Raw genomic sequence first — 14,262 nt, 5'->3', positions numbered from 1 at the left:
GGCCGCGACGCGTCAACATCACCTAGGCGTGACGCACCGTGAACGCGGACTGCGCTATGTAGGCAGCACATTCGTAGACGGAGAGTTTTTATGCGACCGACTTTCGCCGCCCTTGCCCTTCTTGCCGCCACTGCCACTGCGCAGGCACAATCCCCTGCCCCCCGCGAAGGATGGAGCGTGCACCCGACGGAAAAAGACTATCAGACCTTGGTCGATGCTGTGAAAAGCGCGGCTGGCACGCAGCAGTTGGGCGTGGTGACTCAGGCGGGCCCCACGGCTGCAGCGGCCTCTCGCGGAGTGACCATTCCGGGGAACCAAGTGATCGGCCTCTTTAACAACGTCTATGCAGTGCGCATTCTTGGCCTAAGCTCCGCCGCGATGATCGAAGCGCCGATCCGCATGTATGTCACCGAAAACCCCGATGGCAGTGCAACCCTGTCTTACAAGACACCTAGCCACGTCTTCTCCCCTTACATGGACGAAGGCGGCGACGATCTGGCGGCAGCTGCGGCAGAACTTGATGCAAAATTCGATGCGGTCGCAAAGGCAGCCGTGCAATAACGCAGGGCTCTGCTTTTCCTAGCGTTGCAGGCTTTCCAAATAGCGCGCCATCAGTACAAGACGTTCCGGCGCCGGGGTCTCAACCCCCGGCGACGTTTCCACCAGCACTTTGCGATCTTCCAGCAAGTATGACCCAAACTCGGGCATGGAGCCGTCGCGCCCATAGCCATCAATTTGGCTCATAACCATGACCAACGGGTATTCTCCGCCATTGCGGGCAGACAACGTGGTCAGGTCCGGTGGCGCAACAGCCAGGTTTGCCGCAGCTGGCCCGTTCCCCTTCGCGTCCACGCCATGGCAACTGGCGCAATAGTCGGCAAAATCCTGTTTTGGGACAGGCGACTCAATAATCGGTGTCTGGCACGCAGCCAAAGCCAAAATTGCGCACGCACATGCGCCGCTGACTACACCGAACTTACTCACCCGCATTGCTGCCTCCCGACTGTTATTTTGCTCGTTACGTCCAGCTTAGCACGCCGCGTATCGGGCACAATCACTTGGTTGCCGGGCTGGTTACGCGGGCACAAGATACCCACCTTCAAGGCGCACCTGCCGGTCCATTCGCGCTGCCAACGCCGGGTTATGTGTCGCCACAAGCCCAGCAAGCCCGGTTTCGCGCGCAACGTCCACCAAGGCACTAAAAACCTGCTCAGCGGTATCCGGGTCAAGGTTGCCGGTGGGTTCGTCCGCCAGCAGCAACTTTGGTCCGTTCGCCAGCGCGCGGCAAAAGGCAACGCGCTGCTGCTCCCCGCCCGATAGCGCGGCCGGGCGATGACTTGCACGCGCCGACAGGCCAACGCGATCCAACAGCCCAACGGCACGGTCTGTGGCCGCAGCAACAGACGTTCCCTTTGCACGTTGCGGCAGCATCACGTTTTCCAGTGCCGAGAACTCTGGCAGCAAATGGTGAAACTGATAGACGAAGCCGACCGTGTCACGACGCAGGGTTGTTCGCGCTGCCTCTGACAGTCCGGCCACGTTCTGACCAGCAATGTGCACAGTTCCGTCATCTGGGCGGTCCAACAGCCCCGCAATGTGCAACAAGGTCGATTTTCCAGCCCCGGACGGGGCCACCAAGGCAATCAACTCGCCAGGCACCAACGTCAGGCTTACCCCTCGCAATACCGCAACCTCGGCCCGAGAGCCTGCATTATACCGTCGCTGCACACCATCCAGCTTCAGAACCGTTTCAGCCATCACGCAGCGCCTCCACCGGATTGAGCCGCGCAGCACGACGGGCCGGGAAAATGGTCACGACACAGGACAGGAACAAGGACAACGCCACAGCGGTGACCACATCGCCCGCCTTAAGCTGCGCAGGCAAGTAATAGATACCGCGAACCGCAGGGTCCCACACACCGCCGCCGGACACGCCATTCACCAGCGCAAAGATCGCATCAATGTTTAGGGCAAAGAGGCAGCCCAAAACGACACCTGCCACAGTGCCAATCACACCAACGGATGTGCCGCAGATGAAAAACACCCGCATCACGGCCCCTTGGCTCAGCCCGATTGTGCGCAGAATACCGATGTCCGCCTGTTTGTTTTTCACCAGCATGATCAGCCCGGACACGATATTCATCGTCGCAATCAGCACCAGAACAGACAGGATCACAAACATCACATTATCTTCGACTTCAAGTGCCCGCAAAAACGCCCCAGAGCGGTCTTTCCAAGTCTGAAATGCACCGCCCTGCCCGGCTGCCTGCCAAAGGCTCGGCATTATACGTTCAAGAGATTCCGGGTCTTCCAACAACAACTCGATGTCGTCAGCAACGCCGTCTCGGTTGAAATAGGCTTGGGCTTCGGCAAAGGGCATGTAGATCCGTGTCCCATCGATATCATACCGGCCGGCCGAGAAGACGTAGACAACGTCATAGACACCCACTCGCGGCGATGTGCCAAATGGTGTTTGCGCGCCGTCGGGTGAGATCAGCCGCAGGCTATCACCGACGCCAAGCCCAAGCTGCCGTGCAATCCCGGCCCCCACGGCGATGCCTTCGCCGTATCTGGCAAAATCGCCGACACCGACCGACGGGTCGACAATCCGGGGCAATGCGCGCACGTCATCAGCCGCCATGCCGACGATCTGTGCGCCCACATTGCGCCCGCCAAATCCCGCCAGAACCTGACCGCGCACAACGGGCGCCACATGGGTCACGCCGGGGACTGCGCGCAGCGCCTCTGCTTTGTCTGCGTAGTCAGCGATGGTGTTGCTGCTGACACCGTTCTCGTCCAACCGGGTAAAGGTGTAATAGGTTGCATGCGCATTGGCGCCAAGGATCGTGTCCACAAATTCGGTCCGAAACCCGGATCTGACCGCCAATGTCGCGATCAGCGCAAAGACAGCCAGGGCGATTCCGATCAACGAAATCCACGTCATTGCACTTACGCCGCCCTCGGCGCGGGTGGCGCGCAGGTATCGCCACGCGATCATCCATTCATAGGCGGCAAAGGGTCGGGAAGACATGTCGCTGATCCAATTTGATGTGCTCCGCTTGTTTCGTGCATAGGCCGGATGGTCAAGCGCTGGCGACGCGTGAACGCCGGGTTACCGCACTGCACATTTTCGTAAGATCGGACGCCCAAATAGAAACAGGGGGCTGCAAAGCGCCCCCTGATCTCGTCGTCGACAAATCGAAAGAACTGTCCGCAAGTGATTTAGCGGCGCGTGCGGCGAAGCCCTGCTACTGCACCAAGCCCTGCCATCAGCATCAGTCCAGCCGCGGGCAGCGGGACCTCAGATGGTGTGCTTGCAGCGCCAACTGTGAAGCCGTGCCAATTTTCACTAACGCTTGTGGTGAAACTCAGCTCGGTGAATGCCCCCGCGATGAAAAGCGTGCCGTGCGTTTCGCCGCTGGCTGTCAGCGAATAGGTGGATGGCGTCGATGTCAGCGTTGCGCCGCCATTGCCCCAGTATCCGTTTGAGTCTGTGCCGTTGCCGTCCAGATTGCCGCCCGTGATGCTCAGCAGTTCAAACGGAGTGTCAAAGGTGAGGCTGTTCCTGTTGATACTGACAAAGCTGAGGTAAATGTCCTGAACTTCGGTCAGAAACCTGAATGTGTGCGTAGCCTGAGCACCGGCTTGGATGATGTCGACCCCTGTGGGGATGTTGTCATTTCCGTTCGTGCCAGTGCTGGTATACCCGGATGTGGCTGCGTTACGGCCCGATCTGCCATTTTGCCAATAGTCGGTGCCGCCGGAGGTCTGCAGACCAAAAATGCTGCCTGCGCTATTCGAATACTCAACGTCGATATTAGTCCCATCCACAGTCATCACGCCCTCGGCGAGAATGCCCGCTCCGGTTGATCCGCTTTGCCAGTCGGTCCAGTTTACGTTGACTGCGAACGCAGGTGCGGCGACTGCGCCCACAATTGCAGCAAGAACGGCTGTTTTGATTTTACGCATGTGACACACCTATCGATAAAAATTATGTCATCTAAGTGCCAAAAGATTGACATACAGGCAATGCTGGACCGCCCGACTTCCCCCGCAAACGACTCTTTAGGTTAATGCGTAAATTTCGGCGATACGGGCCACGGCTGCTTCTGGTGTCAATTCAACGCTTTCGCCCGACTTGCGGGACGTGAGTTCGACAACACCGTTTTTCAATCCGCGCGGCCCCACGGTTATGCGCCAAGGCAGGCCGATTAGATCCATGGTGGCGAACTTCCCGCCTGCCCGCTCTTTGCGGTCATCGTAAAGCGGGTCGAGACCCCGCGCAGTCAGTGCCGAATACAACTGCTCGCACGCTGCGTCTGCTTCATCGTCGCCCTGCTTGAGATTCACGATACCACAATGGAACGGGGTCACACCTTCGGGCCAGATGATGCCCTTGTCATCATGGCTGGCTTCGATGATCGCGCCAACAAGACGGCTGACACCAATCCCGTGGCTGCCCATATGGACCGGCACCTGTTCTTGATTGTCGTTGACGACTTTCGCGCCCAAGGCATCGGAGTATTTCGTTCCGAAATAGAAGATCTGCCCAACCTCGATCCCGCGTGCGGTGCGGCGGCGCTCTTCGGGGATTGCGGCGAACTCTGCCTCGTCATGAGTTTCGTCTGTGCGGGCATAGCGCGAAGTGAACTCTTCCAAAACGCCCTGACATTCTTCGACGCTGTCATAATCAATGTCGCGATCGCCAAATTTCAGGTCCGTAATCTCGCTGTCATAGAAAACTTCGGATTCGCCCGTGTCGGCCAGAACCAGAAATTCATGCGTGTTGTCGCCGCCAATCGGGCCACTATCCGCGCGCATGGGTATTGCCTGAAGCCCCATCCGTTCATAGGTCCGCAAATAGGTCACAAGATGCCGGTTGTACGCATGCAGCGCTGCTTCTTTGGTCAGATCGAAATTGTATCCGTCTTTCATGTAGAATTCGCGGCCCCGCATGACGCCGAACCGGGGGCGTACCTCGTCGCGGAATTTCCACTGAATATGATACAGCGTCAAAGGCAGGTCTTTGTAGCTGTTGACATGCGCCCGGAAGATGTCGGTGATCATTTCTTCGTTGGTTGGACCATAGAGCATGTCACGTTCGTGACGGTCCCGAATACGAAGCATTTCGGGACCATACGCGTCATATCGGCCACTTTCGCGCCAAAGATCGGCGGGTTGCAACGTTGGCATCAGCATGGGGATGTGACCCGCACGTTGCTGTTCCTCGTGGACGATCTGTTCGATCCGCTTGAGGACTTTGTACCCCATGGGCAACCACGAATAGATCCCCGCGCTGGACTGTTTGATCATGCCAGCCCGCAGCATCAGCCGGTGGCTTACAATCTGGGCCTCGGACGGCGTTTCCTTGAGCACGGGCAGGAAATAACGAGACAAGCGCATGAGGACCCCTTTGGAGCAAGTTAAACTTGGCTTGCCACTAGGCCAAATGAACCCGCCGCACAAGACACCCGCGCGCTTCGCGACTTGCAAGAAAGTCCCGCATGGGCGATGTGTGGGGTATCATTTGAAAGGGGCGAAATGGCACTTCCCGCGCGGCAACAGGCGAAATTCTGGGGATTGGCGGCAGGACTACTGCTCGTCACCCTTTGGCTGCTGGGCGATGTTCTTTTGCCTTTCATTCTTGGAAGTGCAATCGCATACTTGCTGGATCCCCTTGCAGATCGGCTTGAGCGGGCAGGACTGTCGCGCGTACTATCCACGGTGGTCATTACGGTATTCATTCTGCTTGTGGGCATACTTCTGCTTCTGTTGGTCGTCCCGACGTTGATCCGCCAAGCCATAGATCTGGCGGAAACCGCACCAGAATTGGCACGGAACCTGTTGGCGTTCTTTCAGGCCAGGTTCCCAAGGTTGATGGAGCACAGCGCAACGCTCAGCGAAACGATTCCAGGTCTCGGGGACACCATTCGCGAAAAAGGCGTGGCAGTTCTGAACAGCGTTCTGACCTCGGCCATGAGCCTCGTAAATATCGTTGTTCTAATTTTCATCGTGCCGGTCGTTTCATTTTACATGCTGATCGACTGGGATAATATGGTTGCCCGGGTGGACGACCTGATCCCGCTGGACCACGCGCCAGTGGTGCGAAAGCTCGCCTCGCAGATCGACAAAACGTTGGCGTCTTTCATCCGCGGCCAAGGGTTGGTGTGCTTGATACAAGGTACATTCTATTCCGTGGCGCTGATGCTGGCGGGCTTGAACTTTGGCCTTGTTGTCGGCGCTGTCGCCGGACTGATTTCGTTTATTCCTTATGTGGGCGCACTTGTGGGCGGCGCCCTGGCTATCGGGCTTGCGATTTTCCAGTTCTGGAATGATCCGGTGATGATCGCCCTTGTGGGGGGTATCTTCCTGTTTGGCCAATTGGTCGAAGGGAATATTCTCACACCCAAACTGGTTGGCGGCTCTGTTGGTCTTCACCCGGTCTGGTTACTGCTTGCCCTGTCCATCTTTGGCTCTCTGTTCGGGTTTGTCGGCATGCTGGTCGCTGTACCCGTCTCTGCCTCAATCGGTGTGATTGTCCGCTTCTTGATTTCGGAATACCGAAGCGGGCGTCTTTACTTGGGGATTAAGGCGCTGGAGCGCGATCCGGCCCTGCAGGGAGATGACGTGCAGGGCGGGGATGACCCGGCCAAGCCATGAACGGCGGACGACAGCTTGTGCTGGATCTTGGTGCGGCCCCACGTATGGGGCGCGAAGATTTCATGCAGACCGAAGGCAACGCCGCAGCGCTTCAGGCCGTGGACTCTTGGCCGGACTGGCCAGAACGCCGGATGATCCTTGCCGGACCTAGCGGGTCAGGACGCAGTCACTTGGCCGCTATCTGGCAAACCGAAACGCGCGCTGCCGCGCTGTCTGGGCTGACTTTGAAGCTGCCCGAACAAGCCGCCGCTTATGCGATCGACGATGCGGATGCCGTGGCGGGCGAGCCCCGGCGCGAAGAGGCGCTGTTTCATCTTCTGAACCGGGCACGTGCCGAAGGGGCGCCCGTCTTGATGACGGCACGCGATACACCGGGCACATGGGGCATGGCCCTGCCCGACCTGCAAAGTCGCCTTCTGGCCTGTGCCGTTACGCATCTGGACCGCCCTGACGACACACTGCTGTGCATGTCGTTGGTCAAACTCGGCGAAGAGCGTCAACTGATGCTGGACCCCGGCACCGTTGACTATCTCGTGGCCCGTATGGACAGGTCCGTCAGCTTCGCGCACCGGATCGTGGACGCGCTTGACTATGAAGCGTATTCTCGTCAGAAACGTGTGTCCCGGACCATGGCCGCAGAGGTACTGGCCAACCTTCAACAACATCGGTGACCTCATTATGCCGCTGATCCCGATTCCTTTACCGACCGATGAGACACTTCCGGCCTCTGCCAGTGACGTGAACTTTCTGGCGAGTTCGCGCCCGAAACCCGTGTCCATCGACGGGGTGACGCCCGATAGCCCGTATCGCTTCTTCAACCGAGAACTGTCTTGGCTGGCGTTTAATTGGCGGGTTCTGGAAGAGGCCGAAAACCCGGCCGTGCCGCTGCTAGAAAGGCTGCGGTTCGTGTCAATTTCGGCCAACAATCTGGATGAATTCTATACCGTGCGGGTTGCCGGCCTGCGCGAGTTGGCGCGCGAAGGAAATCTTACTCCAGCTTCCGATGGTCTGACCCCGGCACAGCAGCTTGTGTTGATCGACAAGGATGCCCGCGCGCTGATGCAATCCCAGCAGCGTGCCTTCGCGGCGCTCAAGCACGAACTTGACGCGGCCGGTATCCATATCGTGGGGCCGCGCAAGCTGAACCGTGCAGACAAGAAATACCTGGAACAGGTGTTCCTGACCCAGGTTTTTCCAGTTCTCTCGCCGCTTGCGATCGATCCGGCGCACCCGTTTCCCTTCATTCCAAATACGGGTCTGGTTCAGGCTCTCAAGCTGGAACGCAAGTCAGACGGCAAAGAGCTTCGCGCGCTGCTGCCAATCCCGCAGCAGATCAACCGCTTTGTCCGTCTGCCGTCCAAATCTGGCGAGCAGCGATTCTTGCCGCTGGAAGACGTCTTGCTGCTGCATATCGGCAGCCTGTTTCCGGGTTACAAACTGACCGGTGACTGCCAGTTCCGCGTTCTGCGTGACAGTGATCTTGAGGTCGAAGAAGAGGCCGAAGACCTCGTGCGTGAATTCGAAACCGCGCTGAAACGGCGACGGCGCGGCGAAGTCGTCCGTCTGAAGATTTCCGGCGGCGCACCAGAAGACCTGCGGGCTGTCATCAGCCGTGAGCTGCGCGTGGCAGAAGACGAGATCATCGAAATCCGCGGGATGATCGGCATTGTTGATCTGAAAGAGTTGGTTTTGGACGAACGGCCAGACCTTTTATGGCCGTCCTACACACCGCGCGTGCCAGAACGGGTTCAGGACCATGACGGCGATATGTTCTCGTCGATCGCACAAAAGGACATGTTGCTACACCACCCCTATGAAACGTTCGACATGGTCGTGCGTTTCTTGCAGCAAGCCGCCCGTGATCCCAACGTGCTGGCGATAAAACAAACGCTGTACCGCACATCTTATAACAGCCCGATTGTTGCCGCCCTGTGCGAAGCTGCGGAAGACGGAAAATCAGTGACGGCGCTCGTTGAGTTGAAAGCCCGCTTTGACGAGGCCGCGAACATTCGTCAGTCGCGGACGCTTGAGCGCTCTGGCGCGCATGTGGTCTATGGGTTCGTGAATTACAAAACACACGCAAAAATCAGCAGCGTGGTCCGCCGTGAAGGCGACAAATTGGTCACGTATTCCCACTATGGCACCGGGAACTATCACCCGATCACGGCGCGGATTTATACCGACCTGAGCTTCTTCACCTGCGATGACTCTTTGGGGCGCGATGCGACCAAGGTTTTCAACTACTTGTCTGGCTATGCTCCGCCCAAGGAATTGGAAAACCTCTCAATCAGTCCCAGCGACATGAAGGCTGACATCATCAGGATGTTGGAACGCGAAGCCGAGCATGCCCGTGCCGGCCGCCCAGCCCATGTCTGGATCAAGATGAACGCCTTGATCGAACCAAACGTGATAGACGCGCTTTACGCCGCCAGCAATGCGGGTGTGCAGATCATGTGCGTGATCCGGGGCATTTGCGGTTTGCGCCCCGGCATCAAGGGGCTAAGCGAAAATATCCGGGTCAAATCCATTGTCGGGCGGTTCTTAGAACATTCGCGGATCGTGTGCTTCGGGAACGGGCACGGGCTGCCATCGGCAGAAGCCCGTGTGTTCTTTTCCTCCGCAGATTGGATGGGCCGCAACCTGAACCGCCGTGTTGAAACGCTGGTTGAATGCCACAACGCCACCGTCAAAGAGCAGATTGTGAGCCAGATCATGGCTGCGAACTTGTGCGACGAAGCGCAAAGCTGGGTGCTTGACCCAAATGGCCAATTCCGGCGCGACAAGGCCGCGTCAGAAACGGGCTTCAATTGCCACCAGTTCTTCATGAAAAATCCGTCGCTTTCCGGGCGCGGATCTGCTGGGGCCGATGATGTGCCACGACTGGCTAAACAACGGTCTCAACGTGAAGGTTGACGCCAATCAATCGTTTGGGCAATCCTCGGCCCACGAGACGGAGGTTCCATGAACGTCGCCGCACAAAGCTCGACAGACGACTGGGGCCCTTTTGGCCGCCCCCTGTTCGACGATCCAGCCGTCCGTCGATTGTCTCGAATAGGGGTTGTTGATGTTGGATCCAACTCTGTTCGTCTTGTGATTTTCGACGGCGCGGCGCGCAGTCCTGCGTATTTCTACAACGAAAAAGTGATGTGCTGCTTGGGCGAAGGCATGTCCGAAACCGGTCGCCTCAATCCCGAAGGCAAAGTCAGGGCACTGGATGCGATCCGACGGTTTCAGACCTTGGCAAATGGTATGGGACTTGCCCCGCTCAGCGCAGTGGCGACGGCCGCGATGCGCGAGGCCGAAGACGGGCAAGAGTTCCAAGACGAGGTCATGCGCGAAACGGGCCTGCGCCTTTTCGTAATTGATGGCCCGGAAGAGGCCCGCCTTTCCGCCCAAGGGGTGTTGCTGGGCTGGCCCAAGGCGGATGGTCTGGTTTGCGATATTGGCGGATCTTCCATGGAGTTGGCCGTTCTGTCCGAAGGCAAAGTGGGTCGGCGTGAAACATCTGCACTCGGGCCGCTGAAACTGCGCGATGTGAAGGGCGGCCGCAAAGCCATGCGCGCCTATATCGATGCCGAATTGACGACCCTCAAGGATCGAATGGGCGACATGCCCGACCGATTGTTTCTGGTGGGCGGTTCGTGGCGCGCCATCGCAAAAATTGATATGGCGCGACGCAATTACCCGCTGAAGGTACTGCACGAATATCTGATGCGACCTGCAGAACTGCGCACAACGCTCAAGTGGATCGGCGACACCGACCTGTCCGCCATAAAGGCCATGAGTGGCGTGTCGGGAACCCGTTTGTCTTTGGTGCCCTATGCTGCCGAAGTACTGTCCGGCGTGCTTAAAACACTGAAGCCTCGCGAGATCGCGATTTCAAGCTACGGCCTGCGCGAAGGTCTTTTGTACGAGCAGATGCCCCAGATGTTGCGCGACCGTGATCCGCTTATCGAAGCGTGCCGTTTCGCCGAGATCAAAGACGCGCGCGTGCCCGGTTTCGGTAAGGTTCTTTATCGATTCATCCGTCCGATCTATTCGCGGGCTGGTGAAAATCGCCTCAGATTGGTCCAAGCCGCATGCCTGTTGCATGACGTGAGCTGGCGGAGCCATCCCGATTATCGCGGCGATGTGTGCTTTGACTACGCGACCCGCGCCAATTTCGGCGGGCTGAGCCATCAGGAACGTCTGTTTCTTGGCCTGTCGATGATGCATCGATACAAAAGCAACCGTAGCCGAGGCAGGTTTGACGCTTTGATCGACCTGATGGACCCCGAAGATGTTCAGCAGGCGCAGATCCTTGGCCGCGCTTTGCGATTTGGGGCGATGTTCACCGCGCAAAAGGCCGACAATATGGGCACCTTGCGCTGGCATCCCAATAAGAAACGACTTGTTCTGTCGATTGGACCACAGGCCATGGCCCTTTACGGGGAGGTTGCGCAGTCGCGGTTTGCATCGTTGGCCAAAGCCCTCGGTGCAGAAACCGAAGTGGTCGCGCTGCGTAGAGCGGTCACCGAATAAACTGTCACGATGGGCGCAAGGCCTGAATTTCTTCCCACGCTTGGTTGATTGCCACGAGCCGTTGCTCGGCCAGTTTTACCGCCTCGCTTGGTACGCCGCGCGCGGCAAGTCTGTCGGGGTGGCATTCACGCACCTGTGCTTTCCAAGCCGCGCGCACTTTGTCCACCGAAGCATCTGCTGACACACCTAGAACGGCAAATGGATCTGGGCGCGCGTCTTTGACGAACCGCGTCCGAATACGGCGAAAACACATTTCGTCCACACCGAAGATGTCCGCGACATCCCGCAAGAACGCATCTTCATCATCGTGGTAAGACCCATCGGCCACGGCAATGTAAAAAAGGCCCTCCAGCAGATCCGCCAAGGCAGCATTTCCAACCCCGAACATACCCGCAATCCGCCGCGCATATGCATCGAAGCCCGCCACATCCTGCCGCGCAAGATTGAAAACGCGGGCTGCGTTTTCCTCTTCGCTGGCAGGAATACTGAAAACTTCACGAAATGCGGCCACTTCCGAGCGGGTTACCTGACCGTCTGCCTTGGCCATTTTCGCCCCAAGCGCGATGATCGCAATGGTAAATGCCACCGACCGTTCGGGCGGCGTGCGCAGCCGGTCAAATACGGCGGACAGCGGCTGCCCTTCGCGCAGCGCACTGATTGCTTGGGATATACGGGTCCAAATCGACATAGGCGCAGACTATCAATCGGATCGACAGAGCGACAGAGTGAAACCGCCCTTTGCACGCCAGATGCCGACACGTGAATGGACACTGAACGGTGAGCGACGACCCGGCGGTGCCTGCATGACTGTCGTCCAGCGCTGATCGTCACCTTGGGTCCCGAACGCGCTTGCCCCCCTCTCGGACAGGCGCGTTCGGGCAGGTCAACGCGGCCCCTCAACCGCATTGGCCATCTCGAAAGCGGGTTTACTCGGCCGCTTGTGAACTGCGGGCCACCCGGATCAGATCAAGGATGTTCTTAGCCGCATCAGGAATGTTGGTGCCGGGTCCAAATATTGCTTTGACACCCGCCTTTTTCAGAAACTCGTAATCCTGCTGCGGAATGACCCCGCCGCAAATCACAAGGATGTCGCCCGCGCCTTGCGCGCGCAACTCTTCGATCAATTTCGGTGCGAGCGTCTTGTGCCCGGCTGCCTGGCTGGAAATCCCGACGACATGCACGTCGTTGTCGATGGCATCCTGTGCGGCTTCCGCGGGGGTTTGGAACAGCGGGCCAACATCGACATCGAACCCGATATCGGCAAAGGCTGTTGCAATCACCTTGGCACCGCGATCGTGCCCGTCCTGCCCCATCTTGACCACAAGCATACGTGGGCGACGGCCCTCTTCTTCGGCAAAGAGCTCAATGTCCTTCTGGATCGCCGCAAAGCCATCATCGCCTTCATAGGCTGCGCCATACACACCGGCGAGGGTCTTTACCTCGGCGCGGTGACGACCGAATACCTTTTCCATAGCCATGCTGATTTCCCCAACACTTGCGCGGGCGCGGGCGGCGTCCACCGCTGCGTCCAAAAGGTTGCCCCCCTCAGAGCAGCGACGCTCCAGTTCAGCCAGCGCTGCGTCGCAGGCGGCTTGATCGCGGCTGGCGCGCATCGTTTCCAAACGCGCGACTTGGCTTTCGCGCACTTTGTCATTGTCGATATCAAGAATATCGATCGGATCTTCTTTGTCCTTGCGATACTTGTTGACGCCGACGATGACCTCGATCCCGCGGTCAATATTGGCCTGGCGCCGTGCCGCGGTTTCTTCGATGCGCAGTTTGGGCATCCCGCTGGCAACCGCTTTGGTCATGCCGCCCATTTCTTCGACTTCTTCGATTAACGCCCAAGCTTTTTCCGCCATTTCTGCGGTCAGCGCTTCAACGTAGTAAGACCCTGCCAACGGATCGACCACGTTGGTCACACCCGTTTCTTCCTGCAAGATCAACTGCGTGTTTCGCGCGATGCGGGCGGAAAACTCTGTTGGCAGTGCGATAGCTTCGTCCAAAGCATTGGTATGCAGGCTTTGCGTGCCCCCCAGAACCGCTGACATTGCCTCGTAAGCGGTGCGAATGACGTTGTTGTACGGATCCTGCTCGGCAAGGCTCACGCCGCTGGTCTGGCAATGGGTGCGCAGCATCATCGATTTGGGGTTCTTCGGTTCGAATTCTTCCATAATGCGATGCCACAGCAGACGGGCCGCCCGCAGCTTTGCCGCTTCCATGAAGAAGTTCGTTCCAATGGCAAAGAAGAACGACAAACGGCCTGCGAATTTATCCACGTCCATGCCAGCCGCGATGGCCGTACGCACATATTCGCGCCCATCCGCCAGCGTGAAGGCAAGTTCCTGCACCAGGTTCGCACCGGCCTCTTGCATGTGATAGCCAGAGATCGAAATGGAATTGAACTTTGGCATCTGGTTCGATGTATATTCGATAATATCGGCGATCATCCGCATCGAAGGTTCTGGCGGATAGATATAGGTATTTCGGACCATGAACTCTTTCAGAATGTCGTTCTGAATTGTGCCAGACAAAACGGCCTTGTCATGCCCCTGCTCTTCGCCCGTCACGATGAAGTTCGCAAGGATCGGTATCACAGCGCCATTCATGGTCATCGACACACTGACCTTGTCGAGCGGAATACCGTCGAACAGGATCTTCATGTCCTCAACGCTGTCAATCGCAACGCCAGCCTTGCCAACATCGCCTTCAACGCGCGGATGATCGCTGTCATAGCCACGATGCGTTGCCAAATCGAAAGCAACCGAAACGCCCTGCTGACCGGCTGCAAGCGCCTTGCGGTAAAAGTTGTTTGATTCCTCGGCGGTGGAAAAGCCCGCATACTGCCGGATCGTCCAGGGCCGCCCGGCATACATGGTCGCCTTGACGCCGCGCGTGAAGGGGGCCTTGCCTGGGATCGACCCAATATGCGTCAGATCCTGCAGGTCTTCTTCCGTGTAAAGCGGCTTGACCTTGATGCCTTCGAGCGTGTCCCACGTCAGGGTGTCTGGATCACGGCCCTTCATTTCGGCCTTGGCAATCTCTTTCCAGGTGTCGGTCTTATCGCTCATGGGATCAGCC

At 58.0% G+C, this 14,262-nt stretch carries 12 protein-coding genes; 5 read left to right on the top strand and 7 right to left on the bottom strand.

Translation table 11 applies throughout. From position 1 onward, the window contains the following. Positions 1-90 precede the first annotated feature (90 nt). Complete coding sequence (locus tag E2L05_RS10735; protein WP_133342911.1) at positions 91-561, top strand: DUF302 domain-containing protein; 471 nt, start codon at positions 91-93, stop codon at positions 559-561. An 18-nt stretch (positions 562-579) separates the two neighbouring features. Here the strand turns inward: E2L05_RS10735 and E2L05_RS10730 are convergent, their stop codons facing one another. From E2L05_RS10730 to proS, 5 genes are all read right to left on the bottom strand, one after another. After that, complete coding sequence (locus E2L05_RS10730) at positions 580-990, bottom strand: c-type cytochrome (protein WP_133342910.1); 411 nt, start codon at positions 988-990, stop codon at positions 580-582. Between the two features lie 84 nt (positions 991-1,074). Further along, complete coding sequence (locus E2L05_RS10725) at positions 1,075-1,758, bottom strand: ABC transporter ATP-binding protein (RefSeq protein ID WP_133342909.1); 684 nt, start codon at positions 1,756-1,758, stop codon at positions 1,075-1,077. Next, complete coding sequence (locus tag E2L05_RS10720; protein WP_133342908.1) at positions 1,751-3,031, bottom strand: ABC transporter permease; 1,281 nt, start codon at positions 3,029-3,031, stop codon at positions 1,751-1,753. The genes E2L05_RS10725 and E2L05_RS10720 overlap by 8 nt, the downstream gene beginning before the upstream one ends. A gap of 191 nt (positions 3,032-3,222) precedes the next feature. Next, positions 3,223-3,969: a VPLPA-CTERM sorting domain-containing protein gene (locus E2L05_RS10715; protein ID WP_133342907.1), complete on the bottom strand. Its 747-nt coding sequence runs from the start codon at positions 3,967-3,969 to the stop codon at positions 3,223-3,225. A 96-nt stretch (positions 3,970-4,065) separates the two neighbouring features. Next, positions 4,066-5,403: a proline--tRNA ligase gene (gene proS / locus E2L05_RS10710; RefSeq protein ID WP_133342906.1), complete on the bottom strand. Its 1,338-nt coding sequence runs from the start codon at positions 5,401-5,403 to the stop codon at positions 4,066-4,068. A gap of 138 nt (positions 5,404-5,541) precedes the next feature. On the opposite strand from proS, the gene E2L05_RS10705 reads away from it, so the two are divergent. From E2L05_RS10705 to E2L05_RS10690, 4 genes are read left to right on the top strand one after another with little or no spacing between them, the layout of a single operon-like run. Further along, a complete protein-coding gene (locus E2L05_RS10705; RefSeq protein WP_133342905.1) occupies positions 5,542-6,660 on the top strand; it encodes an AI-2E family transporter in 1,119 nt (372 codons plus the stop codon). Beyond that, a complete protein-coding gene (locus E2L05_RS10700) occupies positions 6,657-7,331 on the top strand; it encodes a hypothetical protein (protein WP_133342904.1) in 675 nt (224 codons plus the stop codon). The genes E2L05_RS10705 and E2L05_RS10700 overlap by 4 nt, the downstream gene beginning before the upstream one ends. 7 nt (positions 7,332-7,338) lie before the next feature. Further along, on the top strand, positions 7,339-9,573 hold the full coding sequence (locus E2L05_RS10695) for an RNA degradosome polyphosphate kinase (protein WP_133342903.1): 2,235 nt from the start codon (positions 7,339-7,341) through the stop codon (positions 9,571-9,573). Between the two features lie 48 nt (positions 9,574-9,621). After that, the gene (locus E2L05_RS10690; protein WP_133342902.1) at positions 9,622-11,181 is read left to right on the top strand and encodes a Ppx/GppA family phosphatase; all 1,560 of its coding nucleotides are present in this window, start codon (positions 9,622-9,624) and stop codon (positions 11,179-11,181) included. 4 nt (positions 11,182-11,185) lie between these two features. Here E2L05_RS10690 and E2L05_RS10685 read toward each other — a convergent pair whose 3' ends face one another. Together E2L05_RS10685 and scpA are read right to left on the bottom strand one after the other, a co-directional pair. Next, positions 11,186-11,869, bottom strand: coding sequence for a molecular chaperone DjiA (locus E2L05_RS10685; protein WP_133342901.1), 684 nt, complete (start codon positions 11,867-11,869; stop codon positions 11,186-11,188). 238 nt (positions 11,870-12,107) lie between these two features. Then, complete coding sequence (gene scpA, locus E2L05_RS10680; RefSeq protein ID WP_133342900.1) at positions 12,108-14,252, bottom strand: methylmalonyl-CoA mutase; 2,145 nt, start codon at positions 14,250-14,252, stop codon at positions 12,108-12,110. Positions 14,253-14,262: the final 10 nt, after the last annotated feature.

It is taken from the genome of Meridianimarinicoccus aquatilis, assembly GCF_004358675.1.
GTDB classification, from domain to species: Bacteria; Pseudomonadota; Alphaproteobacteria; order Rhodobacterales; family Rhodobacteraceae; genus Meridianimarinicoccus; species Meridianimarinicoccus aquatilis.
The sequence above is the reverse complement of the archived record's forward strand: the minus strand, read 5'-3'. Positions and strand labels throughout refer to the sequence as shown.